Genomic DNA, 20658 nt, shown 5'->3' with positions numbered 1-20658 from the left:
ATCGTGCGCGACCGCCGATCGTTAACGGCGCGGCCCCGATCCCGATGTACGGGACTGAGGGAAGGGGTTCCATGGACCACGTCGTGCTGACGCGCTTCAACCTCCCGTCCGTCGGCGCGGAGAGCGTCGTGCGGGCGCGGGAGGGGTGGTTGACCGAACGCGTCGCGTTGTTCGAGCGCTACTGCCTGCCGTCGGTGGCGGCGCAGACGTCGTCGGACTTCCGGTGGCTCATCTACTTCGACCCCGAGAGCCCGCGGTGGCTCAAGGACCGCATCGAGGCGCACGGCGACGCCTACACGCCGGTGTTCCGCACGCAGGTCAGCCGCGAGGAGCTGATCGAGGACATCTCGAAGCTCTTCCCGGTCAGGGGCGAGCACCTGATCACCACCAACCTCGACAACGACGACGGCCTGGCCGCCGACTTCGTGGCCCGGCTCCAGGCCGACCGCCCCACGGGCCGCCGCACGGCCCTCTACCTGGCGAACGGGCTGGTCAAGAGCCCGACCGGGCTGTTCGCCCACCACGACCCGGACAACGCGTTCGCCTCGATGCGGGAGAGCTGGGACGCGCCGGTCACGTGCTGGGCCGACTGGCACAACCGGCTGCACCGGCACGCCGAGGTGGTCTCGCTGGGCGGGCCGCCCGGGTGGCTCCAGGTCGTGCACGGCGGCAACGTGAGCAACCGCACCCGCGGCAGGCTGGTGTCGCCCGCGCCGCACCGGTCGCTGTTCGGCGCGGCGCTGGACGACGTGCCGGAGCCCGCCGGGGGAGTGCTGGTCCGGGACCGCTTCGTCGGCCACCCGCTGCGCACGGCCCGCGACGGCGCGCGGTACCTGGCCAAGACGGCGGCGCAGCGGCTGCTCGGCCCCGACGGCTTCGAGCGGGCGAAGCGGCTGCTGGCCGCGCGCGGCCGCGCCCGGACGACCAGGTGAGGCGCGGCACGGCCGCGGTGGCGGCACTCGCGCTGGCCCTGACCGCGTGCACCGCCGAAGCGCGGCAGCCGGTCGGCCCGGGGGCGCCGCCCCTCCTCACCATCCCGTCGGTGGACTACTACAAGAAGTGGGTCAACGGGCCCAACCCCGCGGGCGACCCGGCGGTGTTCCCGATCACCGTGTGGATGCAGGACCCGTCCGGCGTCGAGAACGGCGAGAAGCTCGGCCGGGCCTTCCCGAAGATCGGCATCGACGTCGGCATCGGGCTGTGGGAGGACGAGTGGTGGCACCTGCGCCAGGAGGGCCTCCAGGAGACCGACTGGCGCGTGTACGTGGACGGCACCCGCGTGGACGACGTGCTGGCCGACACCGCGCACGCCCGCAACTACGTCGGCTACCTGATCGCCGACGAGCCGGACATGACCAAGGTGTACGGCGACGTGTTCCACCCCGACATGCAGCCCTCGGCGATCCTGAAGGCCGCCGACGCGGTGCGCGCCAAGGACCCGACCCGCCCGACCTACCTGAACTTCAGCCCGTGGATGGGCACGCCGACCGGCGAGGTCGGCTACGGCCACGTCGAGCAGTCCTACGAGCAGGACATGCGGACGTACTGCTCGGCCGCGGACATCGCGTCGGCCGACTACTACGCCTGGACGCACCCCGACCGCAACCACACCGTCGGCGCGTACAGCTACGGGCAGGTGATCGACACCATGCGCAAGTGGTGCGGGCCGGACAAGCCGCTGTACGGGTTCGTGGAGACCGGGCACCCGCACGACCGCGGCGAGATCATCCAACCGGACCAGCTCGAATCGGCCGTGTGGAACACCGTCCTGCACGGCGCCACGGGCGTCAACTACTTCGCCCACAGCTTCTACACCGACGGCACCGGCGAGTACAGCAGCGTGCTGACCAGGCCGGAGATCACCGCCCGGGTCGCCGCCGTCAACGCGCGGCTGAAGTCCCTGGCCCCGGTGCTCAACGCGCCGAACCTGCCGGGCGTGACGGCGCTCGCCGACAACGGCACCCCGGTCGCGGTGCTGCACAAGCAGGTGGGCGGTGAGCGGTGGGTGCTGGCGCAGACCGACGGCACCAAGGACGACCCGCGCAGCCGCGCCGCCCGCGTCGCGCTCACCGTGCCGGTGCCGTCGGGCACGGCGGTCGTGGTGGGCGAGGACCGGACCGTGCCGATCGCGGACGGCCGGATCGTGGACGACTTCGGTCCGTACCAGGTCCACGTGTACCGGTTCTGACCGGCTGACGGCGCAGCGCTCCCCTCCGACCGGGGCACTGCGGGACCCGAACCCCTGGAGGTCGACAGTGCTGCTCGGACAGATCCGCAAGGCGCCGGCGACGTGCGGCGCGCTCGTGCTGGGAGCGGCGCTGCTGCTCGGGCCGGCCGGGACGGCGGCGGCGCAGGACCCGGTGCGCGTGCTGGGTTACGTCGCCAACAACGGCGGCGGGGTGTCGGTGCTGGACACCGCCACGAACGCCGTCACGACCACGCTCCTCGACTCCGCGGGCGACTCGCCCTACGGCGTCGGGGTGGCGTTCGACGGCACGCGCGGCTACGTGACGAACGTGCGCGACGACACGCTGACCGTCATCGACACGCCGACCAACACCGTGGACGCGGCGGTGCCGGTCGGCGACGGGCCGGCCGGTGTCGTGGTGTCGCCGTCCGGCGGGCACGTGTACGTGTCCAACTACGCGGCGGGCACGGTGTCGGTGGTGGACGCGGCGACGTTGACGACCACCGAGACCATCCCGGTGGGTGCGAACGCGGACGGCATCGCGATCACCCCCGACGGCCGGCGCCTGTACGTGGCGCACGACGTGGTGGGCGCGGGCACGGTGACCGTCGTGGACACCACCACCAACACCGCGGTCACCGACATCCCGACCGGCGACACGCCGACCGCGGTGGCGGTCACGCCGAACGGCGCGAAGCTCGTGGTGGTCAACAAGTTCTCCAACAACGTGGCCGTGGTCGACACGGCGTCCAACGCGGTGGTGGGCACCGTGCCGGTCGGCTTCATCCCGCACGGCGTGGCGATCTCGCCGGACGGCGCGCGGGCGTACGTGACCAACAGCGAGGGCCACGACGTGTCCGTCGTCGACCTCGCGACCCTCGCGCCGGTCGCGCGGGTCCCCGTCGGCAACCGGCCGATCAGCGTGGCCCTGACGCCCGACGGCGGCAAGGCGTACGTGACCAACTACAACAGCGGCACGGTGTCCGTCGTGGACACCGCGACCCTGTCCGTCGTCGGCGTGGTGCCCGTGGGCGCCAACCCGGTCGGCATCGCGGTCCACGCCGTCCCGCCGGCGCCGACCGAGCTCGAGGCGGGCTCGGCGCAGCTCCAGTTGCGCCTGCTCGGCTTCACCGTGCGCGGGCTGGACGCGACGCTCACCGAGGCGCACACCGGCAACCCGGTCGTCGGCAAGGTGGTCTCGTTCCGCACGGTCAAGGGACACCCGCTGTGCACGGCGACCACGAACGCGTCCGGCAAGGCGCAGTGCGACGCCACCGTGCCGCTGCTGGTCGGCCTGTCGACCCTGCTCCAGGGCTACACGGCCGGGTACGCGGGCGACCCGACCCACGGCCGCGCCGCGGCGCACGGCGGGATCGGGCTGCTCTGACCGGGCGCCTGGCCGGCCCGGGGCAGGGGTCGGCCAGGCGTCAGCGCCCGCCGGCGGCGTTCAGCCGCCACGCCACCGCGACGGCCACGAGCAGGGAACCGATCGCCGTGCCGACGGCGGCGCCGAACGCGGCGTGCTGGAGCAGCAGGCCGAACGCCACGGACGACACGAGCCGCGCCAGCGCCTGCCCCGTCTGCACCACCGCCAACCCCGACGCCCGCAGCGACTCCGGCACGAGCGCGCTGACCCGGGCGGACAGGACTCCGTCCGTGGCGGCGTAGAAGAGGCCGTGCAGCACCAGGGCCGCGCCGACGCCGGCGTAACCGGTGCCGGGAGCCAGCAGCAGCACGTACACCGCCAGCAGCAGCACGTGCCCGCCGAGGAACACCGGCCACCGGCCGACGCGGTCCGCCAGGCGGCCCACCGGCGCGGCGGCGAGGAGGAACACCAGCGCCGTGCCCAGCGGCAGCAGCGGCAGCAGGTGCAGCGGCGCGTCGGTCGCCTTCTGCACCAGGATGAACACGAACGCGTCCGACAGCGTCGCCAGGCCCAGCACGGCCGCGCCGACCGCGAGCCGCCGGTAGCCCGCCTCCCGCAGCAGCGCGAGCCCCGCCCGCACCGAGGGACGCGGCCCGGTCGTCACCGGCGCCGGGTTCTCCCGCACGAACGCCACCAGCACGATCAACCCGACCGCGGCGAAGCACGCGCTCACCGCGAACACCGGGCCCGCGACCGTGCCGATCGCGTACAGCAGCAGGAACGTCACCAGGGGCCCGAGCAGCGCGCCCACCGTGTCCATGCTCCGGTGCAGACCGAACGCCGCGCCCAGCCGGTCCGGCGGGGTGGCCAGCGAGATCAACGCGTCCCGCGGCGCGGTCCGCAGGCCCTTGCCCGCCCGGTCCGCCGCCATCGCCGCGCCGATCCCGAGCGCCGACGCGCCCACCACCGGGAAGATGAGCTTCGTCACCGCCGACAGCCCGTAACCGACCGCGGCGACCGCCTTGTGCCGGTGCGTGCGGTCCGAGACGTGACCGCCGACGAGCCGCAGCACCGCCGTCGCGCCCGTGTACAGTCCGTCCAGCACGCCGAACTGCGCGTAGCCCATGTTGAGCGTGAACAGCAGGTAGACCGGCATGAAGGCGGTGACCATCTCGGCCGAGACGTCGGTCAGCAGGCTCACCGCGCCCAGGGCGACCACGGTGCCGGGTACCCGACCCCTGACCCGCTCCCGCGGCCGGGCGGACGCAACGTACATGCACCCGTTATCGGTCACGGGCGGTGACCGTTACCGGTGGTCGGGACCGTCGTAACGGGGACCACCCGGAACCCGATGACGCGGGTATGCCGGACATCCCGCAGCCCCGCGTCCGCGTGGGCGCCGTCGACGTGTGGTCCGTCCGAGAGTCCGGTGTCGCCGACCACGTCGTGGGCGCGTGGCGGCGGGCCGAGGGCGGGGCGATCGTCACCGCCAACGTGGACATCGTGCGCGCCGCGACCCGCCGCCCCGAACTCGCCGCGTTGATCGCCGAGTCCGAGCTGGTCGTCGCCGACGGCATGCCGGTCGTCTGGGCGGGCAGGCTCGCGGGCGTCCCGATGCCCGAACGCGTCACCGGGTCGTCGCTGGTGTTCACCCTCGCCGAGGCCGCCGCCCGCGAGGGCCGCTCGGTCTACCTGCTCGGCGGCGAGCCGGGCGTGCCGGAGAAGGCCGCCGACGTGCTGCGGTCCCGCTTCCCCGGGCTGCTCGTCGCGGGCACCGACTCGCCGGCGTTCGGGTTCGACGCCTCCCCCGAGGCCACCGCCGAGACCGTGGCCAAGGTCGTGGAGGCCAAGCCGGACCTGGTGCTGGTCGGCCTGGGCTTCCCCAAGCAGGAGCGGCTGATCCGGCTGCTGCGCGCGGAGCTGCCGCGGTCGTGGTTCCTCGGCTGCGGCGCGGGCATCCCGATGGCCGCCGGCGAGTTCCGCCGCGCGTCCGGCGTCGTGCAGAAGCTCGGCGCGGAGTGGCTGCACCGGCTCGCGCTGGAACCGCGCCGCCTGGCCAAGCGCTACCTGCGAGACGACCTGCCGTTCGCGTTCCGCCTGCTCGGGGGCGCGCTGCGCACCCGGTTCCGCCGCTCGGCCGCCACCCAGACCGGGGAGTAGAAGTGCCGCTTGCCGTCGTCGTCGTGACCTACCACAGCGCCGAGGTGGTCGAGGACTGCCTCAGGTCGGTGGCCGCGGCGCTGGAGTCCGTCCCGGACAGCCGGGTGGTGGTGGTCGACAACGCCTCGACCGACGCCACGCTGGAGGTCGTCGCCCGCGTCGCGCCGCACGCGCGGGTCGTGGCGCGGGCGACCAACGACGGCTTCGCCGCCGGGGTCAACGCCGGGTTCGCCGCCGCGCCGGACTGCGACGTGCTGGTGCTCAACCCGGACGTGCGGCTGCACCGGGACGCCGTCGTGCTGCTGCGCGCCGCCCTCGCCCTGCCCGGCACCGGCATCGCCGTGCCGCGCCTGGCCGGCCCCGACGGCGCGCCGCAGCTGTCGTTGCGGCGCGCGCCGAACCCGGTGCGCGCGTTGGGCGAGGCGGTCCTCGGCGGCCCGCGCGCCGGCCGGTCCGAGGCGCTCGGCGAGCTGGTGGTCGACCCCGTCCGGTACGAGACGGCGGGCACGGCCGACTGGGCGACCGGCGCGGCCTGGCTGATCTCGCGCGAGGCGCGCGAAGCGACCGGGGTGCTGGAGGAGCGGTACTTCCTGTACTCCGAGGAGACCGAGTACATGCTGCGGGCGGGCGAGCGCGGTTACGCGGTCCGCTACGAGCCGCGGGCGCGGGCCGTGCACCTCGGCGGCGAGCAGTCCACGTCGCCGGTGCTGTGGTCGATGGCCACCACGAACCGCGTCCGGATGGTCCGCGAGCGGCGCGGCCGGGTGGCCGCGTTCGCGATGTGGTGGGCCGTGCTGCTCAACGAGCTGCTGCGGCTGCCGCGCGGCGTGAAGCACCGCACGGCCGTGCGCGACCTGCTGCGCTGGCGGAGGTGGCCGCAGCGCCCCGGCGCGGGCGACGAGCCGGGCTGGATCTGCTTCTCGGCGCAGGACTGGTGGTACCACAACCGGGCGCACTCGGACTTCCAGCTGATGCGGTCGATGGCCGCGCACCGCCGGGTGCTCGTGGTCAACAGCATCGGGATGCGGATGCCGACCCGGGGCAACAGCACCCACGTGGCCCGGCGCATCCTGCGCAAGCTGCGCAGCGTGGCGAAGTTCGTGCGCCGGCCGCTGCCGGAGTTCTACGTGATGTCGCCGCTGCCGCTGCCGTTCTACGGCTCGCCGTTCCTGCGCCGGGTCAACGCCGTCCTGGTCCGCGCCCAGGTGCGGCTGGTGGCGGCGGCCCTGCGGCTGCGCACGCCGGTGATCATGGTGACGATCCCCACCGCGTGGGACGTGGTCGCGCCGATGCGCCGGCGCAGCCTGGTGTTCAACCGCTCGGACCGGCACTCGGACTTCCCGGAGGCCGACCGCGCGTCCATCGAGGCGTTGGAGGAGCGGCTGCTGGCCAACGCCGACCACGTCGTGTACGTCAGCCACGCGCTGATGGAGGAGGAGCTGCCGCGCACCGGCTCGCGGGCGTTCTTCCTCGACCACGGCGTGGACGTCGACCACTTCACGCCCCGGCCGGAGCACGAGTGGCCGGAGGACGTGCGGGCGATCCCCGGCCCCCGCATCGGCTTCTTCGGCGCGCTGGACGACTTCGTGGTGGACTTCGACCTGATCGAACGCGTCGCCGTCGAGCTGCCGCACGCGTCCCTGGTGCTGATCGGCGACGCCACGCACCCGATGGAGCGCTTCGACAAGTACCCGAACGTGCACTGGCTGGGCTTCCGCGACTACGGCCTCGTCCCGGCCTACGGCTCGGCGTTCGACGTGGCCGTGATGCCCTGGCAGGACAACGACTGGATCAAGCGGTCCAACCCGATCAAGCTGAAGGAGTACCTGGCGCTGGGCCTCCCGGTGGTCAGCACGGACTTCGCCGAGCTGGCCGGCTACACCGACCGGGTCCGCGCCGCCCGGTCGCACTCGGAGTTCGTGGACGCGCTGCGGATCACCCTGGCCACCGGCCCCCTGCGACCGCCCGCCGCCCTGCGCGCCTCCGTCCAACCCCACTCCTGGCGGTCCCGCACCCGCACCCTCCTGGCCCTGACCACCCCGTGAGTCCCACCCCCACGTCCCGTGTGTCGTACCTCCAGACCTCGTGAGTCCTACGTTCGCGCCTCGTGAGTCCTACATCCAGGACCCCCGAGTTCAACGCTCAGGACACGTGACCCGGCCCTGAGGCACCCTCGACTCCGCGACCGAGCCCGAGGTTGCGCGGCTGTGTGTTGCGCCGCGAACCGGGCCGTCCCGGCCAACCCGGGCGGCCGGCACATCTAGTGTGGGTGTCGTGCAGCCACTGCCCCCGAACGCACCGTCGCGGATCGGCGACTACACGCTGCTCGCCGCCCTCGGCCGCGGCGCGATGGGGTCGGTCTACCTGGCGCGGTCACGCGGCGGGCGGCCGATCGCGGTCAAGGTCGCGCGCGCCGAGCTGGCCGACAACCCGCAGTTCCGCGAGCGCTTCCGCCGCGAGGTCGAGATGGCCCGCGCGGTCGGCGGCTTCTGGACCGCCACCGTCGTGGACGCCGACCCCGACGCCGAACGGCCGTGGATGGCCACCGAGTACATCGCCGGCCCGAGCCTCCAGCAGGCCGTCGAGGACCACGGCCCCCTGCCCGAACGCGCCGTGCGCCGCCTCGCCGGCGGGCTGGCCGAGGCGCTGGTCGCGATCCACGGCGCCGGCCTGGTCCACCGCGACCTCAAGCCGTCGAACGTCCTGCTGGCCGACGACGGCCCGCGCGTGATCGACTTCGGCATCGCCCGGGCGCTGGAGCACTCGGCGCTCACCGAAGCCGGCATCGTCTTCGGCACGCCCGGCTACCTCTCGCCCGAGCAGGTCGTCGGCCGGCAGATCACCGCCCAGAGCGACGTGTTCGCGCTGGGCTCGGTGCTGGTCTACGCGGCGACCGGCGGTGGGCCGTTCGGTGAGGGCGCCACGTCCGCCCTGGTGTACCGGGTGGTCCACCAGGAGCCGGACCTGTCCCGCGTGCCGCCGGGCCTGGTTCCGCTGATCGTGCCGTGCCTGGTCCGCGAACCGGCGCACCGGCCCACGCCCGCACGCCTGCTGGAGGCCATCGGCCCGCCCTCCGCCGAGCCGTCCTGGCTCCCCGCACGCGTGCGCACCATGGTCGAGCAGCGGCACACCGAGCTGAGCAAGCTGCCCGCCAAGCCGCCGACCAGGGTGATGGTGGACGACCCGCCGCCCAAGCCCCCGACCCTCGTCACGCCCCCGGCCGTCGTCGCACCCCCGGCCGTCGTGGCACCCCAGGCCACGAACGCCCCGACGCCGGTGCGCGCCGAACCCGTGCGCACGGAGGTCCGCCCCACCGGCGTGCGGTTCAAGACCTCCCGCGCGGTGGGCCTGAGCTGGGCGGGCGCGAACGTGCTCGCGGCCGTCGTCACGGGTTCCATCTCCGACCCCGCCGCCGGCGCGCCCGCCGTCGTGCGGCTGGCCGCGTTCATCGCGTTCCTGGCCTTCGCGCTGGCCGCCGTCCGGCTCCTGGTCGGCGTCGCCCGCTCGCCGCTCACGCTGGACGTCGGCCCGGACGGCATCACGCTGTCCGGCAACGCCGGGTCGCGCCGACTGCCGTGGTACGCGATCGCCCGCGTCAAGGTCGAGCCGCACCACGCCCGGCCGTGGCTGACGGTGTGGCTCGTGCCCGCCGCCAAGACCCCGGAGACGCTCGGCCGCGGCAGCTTCACCAAGCACAAGGGCGGCCTGCGCGTCTACCCGATCTCCCACGAGCGCTACCGCAAGCGCCGCGACCGGGACGTGGTGGAGCTGCGCTCGGCCCTGGCCTGGTACGGATCGGCCGCCTACGACCCCCGGTGATCCCTAGGATGCCGGACGTGGAGCAGCCCGAGGAGCGCCCGGCCGTGAAGTCCGGCCTGACGCCGCACGAACTCGCCCTCGACCTGCTGGAGCGGGTGGAGGGCGCGCGCCGGTTCGGCCGCTCCCGCAAGGAGGGCTTCCGCCGCCGCTCGGTGGCGCTCAAGGTGAGCCTGCTGGCGATGTCGGCCACCGCGACGATCATCCTGGGCTGGCAGGACCTCGACTTCTGGACGGGGCTGGCGTTCTCGCTGGTGGCGCTGTCCACGGTGTTCGCCGGGCTGGAGCCGTTCTTCGCCTGGCGGTCGCTGTGGGTGCTGATGGAGGAGTCGCAGGCCGGGTTCAACCGGCTGCGCGACGACGTGGCGCACTACCTCGCCGCCACGGCCGCCGCCGACGTCGACCCGGAGGTCGTGGACGCGTTCTACCGCCGGTACCAGGGCGTCTGGCAGCAGCAGAACGCCCGTTGGATGGAGTTCCGCCGGGTCAACGACCGCTGAACGTCGCCCGACCCGGGCCGTCGGTCAGGAACGACCGCACCGCCCCGCGCAGGTCCTCGGTGCCGAACAGCTCGGCCGCGATCGCGGTGACGTGCTCGTTCGCCTCGGCCACGCCGCCGTTCTCGAAGTGCGCCAGCACCCGCTTGGTGGCCGCGTGCGCCCGCGTGGGCCCGGTCGCCAGCGCCACCGTGAACTCCAGCGCCGCGTCGTCGAACCCCTCGTCGGGCAGCACCCGGTTGACCACGCCCCAGCGCTCCAGCGTTTCCGCGTCGTAGCGCTCGCCGGTCATCACGAACTCCTTGGCCCGGCCCACGCCCGCCCGGGCGGCCAGCCGCTGCGTGCCGCCCATGGTCGGGGTCAGCCCGACGACCTTCTCCACCAGCCCGAACTCCGCCCGCCGCGCGGCCAGCACGACGTCGCACGCCATGGCGACCTCGAACGCCCACGTCAGGCACAGCCCGTGGGCGGCGAACACGGTCGGGAACGGCAGCGCCGCCACCCGCTCGGTCAGGTCGAGCATCCGGTCCAGCAGCGCCTTGGCCTGCGCCGGCGTCTTCTGCGCGGCGAACAGGCCCACGTCCACGCCACCGCTGACGACCTTGCCCTCGAAGCGGACCAGCAGCGCCCGCGCGGGCCGTTCGACCAGGTCGTCGACCGCGGCCTCCAGCAGGTCCTGCAGCCCGGCGGTGTAGAGGTTCAGCGGGGGAGCGTCGACGGTGAGCACGGCGAGGCCCACGGCGTCGCGCTCCAGCCGGACCTGTTGCGCTGCCACGGCCCCGGACTTTACACGCGTCCGGAATGCCGAAAACCGGGTGTCCGAATGGACCAGCGCGGGTGAAAATCTCGCAATGAGTTACTGGACCGTTCAGCCCGAACCGGTTGACAGCCCCGTCGCCGTCGCGGTGATCCGCACCTACCTGACCGACATCATCGGCCGGTACTACGGGCGGCCGGCCACGCCGGCGGAGGTCGACCGGGCGATCGCCGACGACCCGACCGACGACCTCGTCGCCTTCTTCGTCGGCCGGCGGGGCGGCGCGGTGCGAGGCTGCGTCGGGTTCCGCCTGGTAGACCGCGAAACGGCGGAGATGAAGCGGATGTTCGTCGATCCGGCCGCGCGCGGCACGGGCGGGGGAGCGGCGTTGCTCGCCGCGGTCGAGGAGGCGGCTGTCTCATTTGGCGCTTCGGCCATTCGCCTCGACACCCGTACTGACCTGGTCGAAGCGCGAGCGCTCTACGCCAAGCACGGCTACCGTGAGGTGTCGCCGTTCAACGACGACCGCTATGCGGAGCACTGGTTCGAAAAGCGGCTATAGCTGCCATCGGGTTCCCATATCACCGTTGTGATCTGTCTCACTTGACAGTGAATAAACGCCACAGTTGAGTATGTGGCGAAAGTCGGCCGCGGAATGAAATGGGGATCAGTCCAGTGGCTTTCGCCGTTGAGTTGACATTTCGTGATGCGCGCCAGGTGCGGAGATCCATTCATCTCGCACACCGGGAATATTGGCGTCCGCTCGCCGAGCAGGGTGTGCTCGTCGGAACCGGCCCCTGGGCCGACGGTTCCGGCGTGCTGCTGATCGTGCAGGTACCGGACGACGCCGCTGCCCGGGACCTGGTGCGCGGTGACCCGTACGTGCGATCGCAGTCGATCGCGGAGGTGCGCATACGCCAGTGGCACGTGCTGCTGGGTGTGCCGGAAGGTGAGCGCGTGCCGGGCATCGTCCGGCCGCGCGACGGGCAGAGCGCCGACTCGCGCTCGCGCGAGCCGTTGACGCCGCACGAGCACCGGATCGCGCTGATGATGTTGGAGGGGATGACGAACCGGCAGATCGCCGAGCACTTCTCGGTGTCGACCCGGGCCGTCGAGCTCCACATCACCCGCATCTACCGCAAGCTCGACATCGGCAGGCGGGCCCAGCTCGCCGCGGCGATGCCGTGGGGCCAGCGCTCCTACCTCTAGCACGGGCACCGGTCACGCTCGGGCCGACGGGGCGATCCCGTCGGCCCTTGTGGCTTTCTTGCGCGCCGCGACGGCGTTATGCGGCTGATCGGGTGGCAATCGCGGCAACAGCGCGCGCACGGGCGGTGAAAACGTCACCGACCGTGCGGTATGTCACATGATTAGGCGATCCGGGTGACCTCTGTCAATACTGCTTACTCATCGGTAACGTGAGCGGTGGAGGCCCGGGTGATGCGCAGCTTCGTGGTTGGTGCCACCGTGCTGGCGGTGCTGCTCGGCGGCTGCGGGACGCCGGACCGGCCACCGGTCAAGACCGGACCCGGCGTCACGGACGACAAGATCTCGCTGGGCGTGCTCACCGACATGACCGGACCGTTCTCGGCCACCTCGCTCATCCGGATCAAGGGCTACGAGCTGTTCCTGAGCGAGCTGAACGCGCGCGGCGGCATCTGCGGGCGGGAGGTCGAGCTGAAGCAGGCCGACCACGGCTACGACGTCAACCGGGCGTTGGACGCCTACTTCGACCTCGAACCGCAGGTGCTCGGGTTCATCGACGTCACCGGCGCGCCGATGACCGAGGCCATCGAGCCGGACCTGATGCAGACCCGCGCCATCGCCGCGCCCGCGTCCTGGTCGGCGAGCCTGCTCGGCAACCCGCACATGGTCGTCGTCGGCACGACCTACGACCTCGACGTGATCAACGCGCTGGACCACGTGAAGCGGTCCGGCGCGATCCACGAGGGCGACACCATCGGGCACGTCTACGTGGACAGCGACTACGGGCGCAACGCGGTGGAGGGCAGCGCGTTCGCCGCCGAGCACTGGGGCATGCGGCTGGTCGCCAGGGCCGTGCCGGAGACCGCGGACGTGGCCGCGCAGGTCGGCGAACTGCGCGCGGCGGGGGCGAAGGCGGTGTTCCTCAGCACGTCGCCGCAGCAGACCGCGACCGCCGTCGTCACCGCCGAGCGGCTGGGCTGGGACGTGCCGTTCCTGGTGAACGCGGCGGGGTACGACCCGTCGATCCTCGACTCGCCCGCGGCGGCGGCCGTGGTGAAGCGGGTGCTGGTGGTGTCACCGATCGCGCCGTTCGCCACCGACCTGCCGGGGCCGCGCGCGGTGGCCGAGGCGTTCACGCGCCGGTACCCGGACCTGGTGCCGACGGGGTCGGTGGACCACGGGTACGTGATCGGGATGGCGTTCGCGGCGATCCTGGAGAAGGCGTGCGGCGAGCGCGACCTGACCCGGGACGGCGTGCTGCGGGCGTTCCAGGACACCAACGAGGTGGACACCAGGAGCCTCACCGGGAAGCTGCGGTTCTCGCTCGTGGGCCGGCCGTCGGCGACGCAGTCGTACGTGTCGCGGCCCGACCCGGCGACCCCCGGCGGGCTGGCCGTGGTCGCCAACCTGTTCGAGTCCGAGCTGGTGAAGCTGAAGGGGACGCGCGCCAGGTAGCCCCGCGGGTTGTTTCCGCCGGTCCAGGCGGGGAATCCGAGGCGCATGATCGAGGTGCGCTGGGCGGTGCCCACGTCGGTGGAGCGGGTGTTCGCGGTGCTGGCCGACGGCTGGTCGTACGCGGGCTGGGTGGTGGGTGCGGCGCACATCCGCGAGGTCGACCCGGGGTGGCCCGGCACCGGCACGCGGATCCACCACAGCATCGGCGCGTGGCCCGTGGCGGTGAAGGACGTGACCAAGGTGCTGGACGTCGACCCGCCGCGGATGCTGGAGCTGGAGGCCCGCCTGTGGCCGCTGGGCGCGGCGCGGATCCGGTTCGAGCTGGAGCCGACCGCCGACGGCACCCTGGTGACCATGCGCGAGGAGGCCGTCAAGGGCCCGGCGGCCCTGCTGCCGGAGGCGGTCCAGTCCCTCTACCTGGTCCCCCGCAACCGCGAGACCCTGCGCCGCCTGGCCGACCTGGCCACCCGCCAGGGCACCCTCTGACCGTCGAGAGTCCTACCTCCAGCTCGCGTGAGTCGTCCCCTCAGCTCGCGTGAGTCCTACGTTCAGCGCTCGAGAGTCCTACGTTCAGGACCCCCGAGTTCAACGCTCACGTCACGCCACCGTGCGCTGAGCGTTGAACTCGGGGGTCGCGAACGTAGGACTCTCGCGTTCCGAACGTAGGACTCACGCGTCCTGAAGGGACGACTCACGAGGTCTGAAGGGACGACTCACGCGGTTAGTAGAGGGATTTTTGCAGGGTGGACACGAGGAGGCGGTAGGCGTCGCCCGCCAGGGCGTTGCGGGACAGGGCGGCACGGGCCGCGTTCGCGCCCGGAGCGCCGTGCACGCCGCCGCCCGGGTGGGCCGAGGCGGACGTCAGGTACAGGCGGTCGATCGGCGTGTCGGCACGCGCCAGCCCCGGCGTCGGGCGGAACACCAGCTGCTGGTGGATGCCCGCCGTCCCCGAGTTGATCGACCCGCCCACCAGGCTGCGGTTGCGCGCCTCCAGGTCGGACGGCCCCTGAACGACCCGCGCCCGCACCAGCCCCCGGAACCCCGGCGCGTGCCGCTCCACCAGCTCCTCGACCCGGTCCGCGCACCGCCGCAACCCGTCCTCCGACCACCGCTCGCCCCGCGGCACGTGGGTGTACGCCCACGCCGTCTCCGTGCCCGCCGGCGAACGCGTCGGGTCCGTCGTCGTCATCTGCCCCATGATCACGAACGGCGTCCCCGGCACCCGGCCGCACGAGATCTCCGCGTTGAACATGGCCAACCCGTCGAAGTCGCCTCCCAAGTGGACGGTCCCCGCACCCCGCGCGCCCTCCGCCGTCCACGGCACGGGCCGGTCCAACGCCCAGTCCACCTTGATCGTCGCGTCGTCCCACTCGAACGCCGCCAGGTCCGACACCAACCGCGCCGGCAGGTGCTCCTCGCCCACCAACCCCAGGTACAGCGTCGGCGCGGGCACGTCCGCCAGCACCGCCTTGCGCGCCCGCACGTACCCGCCCTCCGCGTCACGCACCCCGAGCGCCCGCCCACCGGCCACCACGACCCGGTCCACGGCCCGCCCGCACTGCACGACCCCGCCCAGCCGCCGCACCAGCGCCCCGGTCAGCTCACCCGCCCCGCCCTCCGGCACGGGGTACCCGACGTCCTGCCCCAGCATCGACAGCAGCCACCCGAACGCGGCCCCGCCGGCCTGGTCCGGCCCCAGGTCGGTATGCATCGCGTTGCCCGCCAACAACAACGGCGCGCCCTCGCCCGAGAACCGCTCGTCCCCGAACGCCCGCACCGACTGCACGAACGACCGCGCGAACCGCAACGTCCCACCCAGCCCGAGCTCGGCGACCAACCCGGCACCCGACCGCACCGGCGGGAACGGCCGCAGCAGCGCGTCCACCAGCCGCGACCGCACCTGCTGCCACCGGGCGAACTCGGCGCGCCACGCGTCACCGTCACCCGCCCCGAACGCCTCCACCGACGCCGCCGTCCGGTCCACGTCCTGCGACAGCACGACGGCCCGGTCGTCCGGCAGCACGTGCGCCAGCACCTCCGGCGCGCGCCGCCACGTCAACCCGTGCCGCTCCAGGCCCAACCCGGCGATCACCGGCGACGCCGCGCCCAGCGGGTAGAACGCGCTGAACAGGTCGTGCCGGAACCCCGGCTCGGTCAGCTCGGCCGTCCGCACCGCGCCGCCGGGCTCGTCGGCCGCCTCCAGCACCAGCACGTCCCACCCGGCGTCGGCCAGCAGGTTCGCCGCCACCAGCCCGTTCGGGCCGGAACCGATGACCACCGCGTCCACGACATCGCTCAACGCACGTCTCCCTGGCTCTGACGCACCGGCCGGCCGATCCCGAGCCCGTGCCACCGTCCCACGTCGCGCGGCGCGAGCGGACCCCACGTCCCACGCCCTCGCGCGATCGCCGCCACCGCCTCCGCCAACGCCCGGCGCGGCTCGTGCAGCGGAACCCACCCCAGCGCCCGCAGGCGCGTGCAGTCCACAAGGGACGCCCGGGCCGCCAGCCGCAACCAGCCGGGGTGCAACGGCTGCACGCCCCACCGCCACGTGGGCCACGCCAGCGCCCGCAGCAGGGCGAACGGCACCGGCGCGAGGAACCCGCCCATCGCCGACGCCAGCTCCCGCGCGTCCAGCGGCGGGTCGCCGGCGACGTTGAACGCGCCCTCCGCGCGGTGCGCGAGCAGCAGCCGGATCGCCCGCGCCACGTCCTCGGCGTGCACGACCTGCGCCCGCAGCCCCCGCCACAGCGGCACGGGCAGCCACCGCCGTCCCACGACCGCGCCGGGCACCAGCGGGCTCAGCACCCACCGGGCCAGCTCACCGCCCGCGTCCGGCTGCACGACCGCGCACGGCCGCACCACGGCCACGCCGGTCCGGCCGACGAGCATCCGCTCCAGCTCGGCCTTCTGCCCGCTGTACGCGCTGCCGGGCACCCCGCCGCACGGCCACTCCTCGTCCACCGGCCGGGACGCGGGCGTGTACGCCGCCACCGAGGACGCCACCACGACGTGCGGCACCCCGGCCCGCTCCGCCGCGCGCAGCACGTGCGCGCTACCGGTGATGTTCGTGCGCCGCATGGGCGGGTCACCCGGCGTGGGCTGCACCGCCCACGCCAGGTGCACGACCGCGTCCGCCCCGGCGAACGCCCTGCTCAAGACCACTTCGGCGGCCGGCGCGCCGATGTCGCAACTCACCCACCCAGGTGAATTCGCGGGAACGCGGCGGGCGATCGCCACCACCGCGTCGCCCGCGTCGGCGAGCACCCGGCGCAGGGCCGTCCCCACGCTGCCGCTGGCACCCGTGACGACGACCCTCATGGCCGCCGGGTACCCCTATCGGCCGCCCCCAAGCCCCGCGCGCCGCAGCGCCTCGGCCATCGCGCCGTTCGCGGGCGGGCGCTCCTGCTGCCGCGGCCTGCCGCCGCCGTCGCGCTGCCCACCGCGCTGACCGCCCCGCTGGTCACGGGGTTCGCGCGGCGGCTTGCGGCCCGGCTCGTCCTCCAGCCGCAGCGTCAACCCGATCCGCTTGCGCGGGATGTCGACCTCCAGCACCTTCACCCGGACGACGTCACCGGACTTCACCACGTCGCGCGGGTCCTTCACGTAGGTGTTGGACAGCGCCGAGATGTGCACCAGGCCGTCCTGGTGCACGCCGACGTCCACGAACGCGCCGAACGCCGCCACGTTCGTGACCACGCCCTCCAGCACCATGCCGGGCTTGAGGTCGGAGATCTTCTCCACCCCGTCGGCGAACGTCGCCGTCTTGAACGCGGGCCGCGGGTCGCGCCCGGGCTTCTCCAGCTCGCGCAGGATGTCGGTGACGGTCGGCAGGCCGAACCGCTCGTCCACGAACTCCTGCGGGCGCAGCGCCTTGAGCACCGCCGTGTTGCCGATCAGCTGCTCCGCGCCGACGCGCTCCTGCATCCGCCGCACCACCGGGTACGCCTCGGGGTGCACCGCGGAGGCGTCCAGCGGGTCGTCGCCGTTGGGGATGCGCAGGAAGCCCGCGCACTGCTCGAACGCCTTCGGGCCGAGCCGGGCCACGTCCTTCAACGACTTGCGCGAGCGGAACGGGCCGTTGCTGTCGCGGTGCAGCACGATGTTCTCGGCCAGGCCCGCCGTGATGCCGGAGACCCTGGTCAGCAGCGGCACGGACGCCGTGTTCAGGTCGACGCCCACGGCGTTCACGCAGTCCTCGACCACCGCGTCCAACGACCGCGACAGCTTCGACTCGGACAGGTCGTGCTGGTACTGGCCGACCCCGATGGACTTCGGGTCGATCTTGACCAGCTCCGCCAGCGGGTCCTGCAACCGGCGGGCGATCGACACCGCGCCGCGCAGCGACACGTCCAGGCCGGGCAGCTCCGCCGACGCGAACGCCGACGCCGAGTACACCGACGCGCCCGCCTCGGACACCACGGCCTTGGTCAGCTTCAGCTCGGGGTGCCGCTTGAGCAGGTCGACGGCCAGCTTGTCGGTCTCCCGCGACGCGGTGCCGTTGCCGATCGCGACCAGTTCGACGGAGTGCTCCTTCGCCAGCTTCGCGAGCTTGGCGATCGACTCGTCCCAGCGGTTCGCGGGCACGTGCGGGTAGATGGTGTCGGTGGCCACGACCTTGCCGGTCGCGTCGACCACGGCCACCTTCACGCCGGTGCGGAACCCGGGGTCGAGGCCCATCGTGGCGCGCGTGCCGGCGGGCGCGGCCAGCAGCAGGTCGCGCAGGTTCGACGCGAACACCTTCACGGCCTCGTCCTCGGCGAACGCCCGCAGCCGCGACCGCAGGTCGATGCCCAGGTGCACCAGGATGCGGGTCCGCCACGCCCAGCGGACCGTGTCGGCGAGCCACCGGTCGGCCGCGCGGCCCCGGTTGTCGACGCCGAACCGGGACGCGATGCGCGCCTCGTAGCCGGTGGGCTCGTCCTCGTCGGCCGGGTCGAACTGGAGGTCGAGCACCTCCTCCTTCTCCCCGCGCAGCAGCGCCAGGATGCGGTGCGAGGGCAGCTTGGTGAACGGCTCGGAGAAGTCGAAGTAGTCGGCGAACTTCGCGCCTTCCTCCTCCTTGCCCTCCCGCACCTTGGACGCGAGCCGGCCCTGGCCCCACATGCGCTCGCGCAGGTCGCCGATGAGGTCGCCGTCCTCGCCGAACCGCTCGACCAGGATGGCCCGCGCGCCCTGCAGCGCGGCGGCCACGTCGGCGACCTCCCCGGTCACGAACGCCCGCGCCGCCTCCTGCGGGTCCTGGTCGGGATCGTGCAGCAGGCCGTCGGCGAGCGGTTCGAGGCCCTGCTCGCGCGCGATCTGCGCCTTGGTCCGCCGCTTGGGCTTGTAGGGCAGGTAGAGGTCCTCCAGCCGGGCCTTGGAGTCCGCGGCCAGGATCGACGCCTCCAGCGCCTCGTCCAGCTTGCCCTGCGACCGGATGGAGTCGAGCACAGCCGCCCGGCGTTCCTCCAGCTCGCGCAGGTAGCCCAGCCGCTCCTCCAGGGTGCGGAGCTGGGCGTCGTCGAGCGCGCCGGTCGCCTCCTTGCGGTAGCGGGCGATGAAGGGAACGGTGGAACCACCGTCGAGCAGGTCCACGGCGGCGCTGACCTGCCCGGCCCGCACCCCGAGCTCCTCGGCGATCCTCTGGTGAATGGCTGTGGTCACAGCGAGCCATTGTGCCCTGCCCGCCGAGCCGCGTCCGGGGCAACCCCGACGGCCCGGGGCGGGGCGGCCGGTGACCCACCGTCGTCCACAGTGGACCGGCCTGCCCCGCCGACCCACTGTGCGCGGCTGCCGGCCGGCGCGCGAGCGCGGAGGAGGGCTTCCCCCTGCCTGAACGAGTGGGGCGGGCCGGCTCGGAGAGTGAGGGCCGGCGCGGCGGCCGGTCCCGAACCGGTGGGAGAACCGCGACAACTGATGAACCCCTCGGCGGACCCGGGCGTGGCGGGTCGGCACGGGGTGTAGTGGGAGCGGTGAGTGCCGCCGCCCAGAGGGGACCGTCCGTGGTGAACGTCCGACTGCACGACCAAGGGACCGCGCCGACCTGCCCCTTCCGCCACGACGACGCGCTGGAGCCGGACCCGTTCCTGACCCGGATGCGGGTGGAGGCACCCGTGGCGAAGGTGCGCATGCCGTACGGGGAGGGCGAGGCGTGGCTGGTGACGCGCTACGACGACGTCCGCACCGTCACGTCCGACCGGCGGTTCAGCCGGGCCGCGCTGGTCGGCCGCGACTTCCCCCGCATCACCCCGGCGCCCATCGCCCAGTCCGAAGCGCTCAACCTGATGGACCCGCCCGCGCTCAACCGGGTCCGCGGGCTCGTGGCCAGGGCGTTCTCCACGTCCCAGGTCGAGGCGCTGCGGCCGTGGACGCGCCGGACGACCGAGGAGCTGCTGGAGGACCTGGCGCGGCAGGGCCCGCCGGCGGACGTGGTCGGGCACCTGGCCGACCGGCTGCCGCTGATGACGATCTGCGAGCTGCTCGACGTGCCGGAGGCGGACCGGCCCCTGATGCGGCGCTGGGCGACGGCCATGATGTCCATGCGCGCGGCCGACCGGACGACCGCCGCCGACGCCAAGGCCGCGATGCGCGCCTACTTCGACCGGCTCACCGCCGCCCGCCGCCGCGAGCCGGGAAACGACCTGGTCAGCGCCATGGCCGTCGCCCGGGTGGGCGACGACGTGCTGACCGACGCGGAGCTGTCCGTGCTGGCCATGCTGCTGGTGGTCACCGGCCACGACACCACGACCTACCAGATCGCCAACTTCACGTACACGCTGCTCACCCACCCCGGGCACCTCGACCTGCTGCGCCGCCGGCCCGAGGCGCTGCCGCGCGCGGTCGAGGAGCTGCTGCGGTTCGTCCCGTTCCGCCAGGGGGTCGGCATCCCGCGGGTCGCCACGGAGGACGTGCGGCTGGGCGACGTGACGATCCGGGCCGGTGACGCGGTGCACGTGTCGTACCTGACCGCCAACCGCGACGAGTCGGTGTTCCCGCGCGCCGACGAGCTGGACTTCGACCGCGAGGACGCCGCGCCGCACGTCGCGTTCGGCCACGGCAACCACCACTGCCTCGGCTCCCACCTGGCCCGCATGGTGCTCCAGGAGGCCGTCGGCGGGCTGCTGGCCCGGTTCCCGACCCTGCGGCTGGCCGTCCCGGCGCGGGAGGTGCGGTGGAACACCGTCTCCATCTGGCGGTACCCGCTGACCCTGCCCGTCACCTGGTGAGGGGC

General features: G+C 73.5%; 17 protein-coding genes. 12 read left to right on the top strand and 5 right to left on the bottom strand.

Annotation, left to right across the window (positions count from 1 at the left end; all coding sequences use genetic code 11):
* Positions 1-71 precede the first annotated feature (71 nt).
* From ACIGNX_RS19380 to ACIGNX_RS19370, 3 genes are all read left to right on the top strand, one after another.
* Positions 72-932, top strand: coding sequence for a glycosyltransferase (locus tag ACIGNX_RS19380; protein ID WP_396541860.1), 861 nt, complete (start codon positions 72-74; stop codon positions 930-932).
* On the top strand, positions 929-2188 hold the full coding sequence (locus tag ACIGNX_RS19375) for a hypothetical protein (RefSeq protein WP_396541859.1): 1260 nt from the start codon (positions 929-931) through the stop codon (positions 2186-2188). The genes ACIGNX_RS19380 and ACIGNX_RS19375 overlap by 4 nt, the downstream gene beginning before the upstream one ends.
* 67 nt (positions 2189-2255) lie before the next feature.
* Positions 2256-3575, top strand: coding sequence for a cytochrome D1 domain-containing protein (locus ACIGNX_RS19370; RefSeq protein ID WP_396541857.1), 1320 nt, complete (start codon positions 2256-2258; stop codon positions 3573-3575).
* A gap of 40 nt (positions 3576-3615) precedes the next feature.
* Here ACIGNX_RS19370 and ACIGNX_RS19365 read toward each other — a convergent pair whose 3' ends face one another.
* The gene (locus ACIGNX_RS19365; RefSeq protein WP_396541855.1) at positions 3616-4830 is read right to left on the bottom strand and encodes an MFS transporter; all 1215 of its coding nucleotides are present in this window, start codon (positions 4828-4830) and stop codon (positions 3616-3618) included.
* 86 nt (positions 4831-4916) lie between these two features.
* On the opposite strand from ACIGNX_RS19365, the gene ACIGNX_RS19360 reads away from it, so the two are divergent.
* From ACIGNX_RS19360 to ACIGNX_RS19345, 4 genes are all read left to right on the top strand, one after another.
* Complete coding sequence (locus ACIGNX_RS19360) at positions 4917-5714, top strand: WecB/TagA/CpsF family glycosyltransferase (RefSeq protein ID WP_396541853.1); 798 nt, start codon at positions 4917-4919, stop codon at positions 5712-5714.
* A gap of 2 nt (positions 5715-5716) precedes the next feature.
* The gene (locus tag ACIGNX_RS19355) at positions 5717-7759 is read left to right on the top strand and encodes a glycosyltransferase (protein WP_396541851.1); all 2043 of its coding nucleotides are present in this window, start codon (positions 5717-5719) and stop codon (positions 7757-7759) included.
* Between the two features lie 229 nt (positions 7760-7988).
* A complete protein-coding gene (locus ACIGNX_RS19350) occupies positions 7989-9533 on the top strand; it encodes a serine/threonine-protein kinase (RefSeq protein ID WP_396541849.1) in 1545 nt (514 codons plus the stop codon).
* A 17-nt stretch (positions 9534-9550) separates the two neighbouring features.
* Positions 9551-10030 carry an SLATT domain-containing protein gene (locus tag ACIGNX_RS19345; RefSeq protein ID WP_396541847.1) on the top strand — a complete coding sequence of 160 codons (480 nt, stop codon included), beginning with the start codon at positions 9551-9553 and terminating at the stop codon, positions 10028-10030.
* On the opposite strand, the gene ACIGNX_RS19340 is transcribed toward ACIGNX_RS19345, so the two are convergent.
* Positions 10017-10802, bottom strand: a complete 786-nt coding sequence (locus tag ACIGNX_RS19340) for an enoyl-CoA hydratase/isomerase family protein (protein WP_396541845.1) — start codon at positions 10800-10802, stop codon at positions 10017-10019. The genes ACIGNX_RS19345 and ACIGNX_RS19340 overlap by 14 nt on opposite strands.
* A gap of 76 nt (positions 10803-10878) precedes the next feature.
* On the opposite strand from ACIGNX_RS19340, the gene ACIGNX_RS19335 reads away from it, so the two are divergent.
* The 4 genes from ACIGNX_RS19335 (at position 10879) to ACIGNX_RS19320 (ending at position 13931) form a co-directional block, all read left to right on the top strand.
* Positions 10879-11346 (top strand): GNAT family N-acetyltransferase, encoded by a 468-nt coding sequence (locus ACIGNX_RS19335; protein ID WP_396541843.1) that lies wholly within the window; start codon positions 10879-10881, stop codon positions 11344-11346.
* Positions 11347-11459: 113 nt separating this feature from the next.
* A complete protein-coding gene (locus ACIGNX_RS19330; protein WP_396541841.1) occupies positions 11460-11993 on the top strand; it encodes a LuxR C-terminal-related transcriptional regulator in 534 nt (177 codons plus the stop codon).
* Between the two features lie 231 nt (positions 11994-12224).
* A complete protein-coding gene (locus ACIGNX_RS19325; protein WP_396541839.1) occupies positions 12225-13445 on the top strand; it encodes an ABC transporter substrate-binding protein in 1221 nt (406 codons plus the stop codon).
* 45 nt (positions 13446-13490) lie between these two features.
* Positions 13491-13931, top strand: coding sequence for an SRPBCC family protein (locus ACIGNX_RS19320; protein WP_396541837.1), 441 nt, complete (start codon positions 13491-13493; stop codon positions 13929-13931).
* A 235-nt stretch (positions 13932-14166) separates the two neighbouring features.
* Here ACIGNX_RS19320 and ACIGNX_RS19315 read toward each other — a convergent pair whose 3' ends face one another.
* The 3 genes from ACIGNX_RS19315 to ACIGNX_RS19305 are packed head-to-tail and all read right to left on the bottom strand — an operon-like array spanning position 14167 to position 19091.
* Positions 14167-15744, bottom strand: coding sequence for a phytoene desaturase family protein (locus ACIGNX_RS19315; protein ID WP_396541835.1), 1578 nt, complete (start codon positions 15742-15744; stop codon positions 14167-14169).
* Complete coding sequence (locus ACIGNX_RS19310) at positions 15741-16766, bottom strand: NAD-dependent epimerase/dehydratase family protein (RefSeq protein WP_396541833.1); 1026 nt, start codon at positions 16764-16766, stop codon at positions 15741-15743. The genes ACIGNX_RS19315 and ACIGNX_RS19310 overlap by 4 nt, the downstream gene beginning before the upstream one ends.
* A gap of 15 nt (positions 16767-16781) precedes the next feature.
* A complete protein-coding gene (locus ACIGNX_RS19305) occupies positions 16782-19091 on the bottom strand; it encodes a Tex family protein (RefSeq protein ID WP_396541831.1) in 2310 nt (769 codons plus the stop codon).
* 338 nt (positions 19092-19429) lie between these two features.
* Between ACIGNX_RS19305 and ACIGNX_RS19300 the strand changes: the two genes are divergently transcribed.
* Complete coding sequence (locus tag ACIGNX_RS19300; protein ID WP_396541829.1) at positions 19430-20653, top strand: cytochrome P450; 1224 nt, start codon at positions 19430-19432, stop codon at positions 20651-20653.
* Positions 20654-20658: the final 5 nt, after the last annotated feature.

It is taken from the genome of Actinosynnema sp. NPDC053489, from assembly GCF_044544865.1.
Taxonomy (GTDB): domain Bacteria; phylum Actinomycetota; class Actinomycetes; order Mycobacteriales; family Pseudonocardiaceae; genus Actinosynnema.
The sequence above is the reverse complement of the archived record's forward strand: the minus strand, read 5'-3'. Positions and strand labels throughout refer to the sequence as shown.

Coding starts and splice junctions, on each gene's coding strand:
- ACIGNX_RS19310 (WP_396541833.1), bottom strand. CDS start 16,766: ATGAGGGTCGTCGTCACGGGTGCCAGCGGCAGCGTGGGGACGGCCCTG.
- ACIGNX_RS19320 (WP_396541837.1), top strand. CDS start 13,491: ATGATCGAGGTGCGCTGGGCGGTGCCCACGTCGGTGGAGCGGGTGTTC.
- ACIGNX_RS19380 (WP_396541860.1), top strand. CDS start 72: ATGGACCACGTCGTGCTGACGCGCTTCAACCTCCCGTCCGTCGGCGCG.
- ACIGNX_RS19325 (WP_396541839.1), top strand. CDS start 12,225: ATGCGCAGCTTCGTGGTTGGTGCCACCGTGCTGGCGGTGCTGCTCGGC.
- ACIGNX_RS19360 (WP_396541853.1), top strand. CDS start 4,917: ATGCCGGACATCCCGCAGCCCCGCGTCCGCGTGGGCGCCGTCGACGTG.
- ACIGNX_RS19335 (WP_396541843.1), top strand. CDS start 10,879: ATGAGTTACTGGACCGTTCAGCCCGAACCGGTTGACAGCCCCGTCGCC.
- ACIGNX_RS19365 (WP_396541855.1), bottom strand. CDS start 4,830: ATGTACGTTGCGTCCGCCCGGCCGCGGGAGCGGGTCAGGGGTCGGGTA.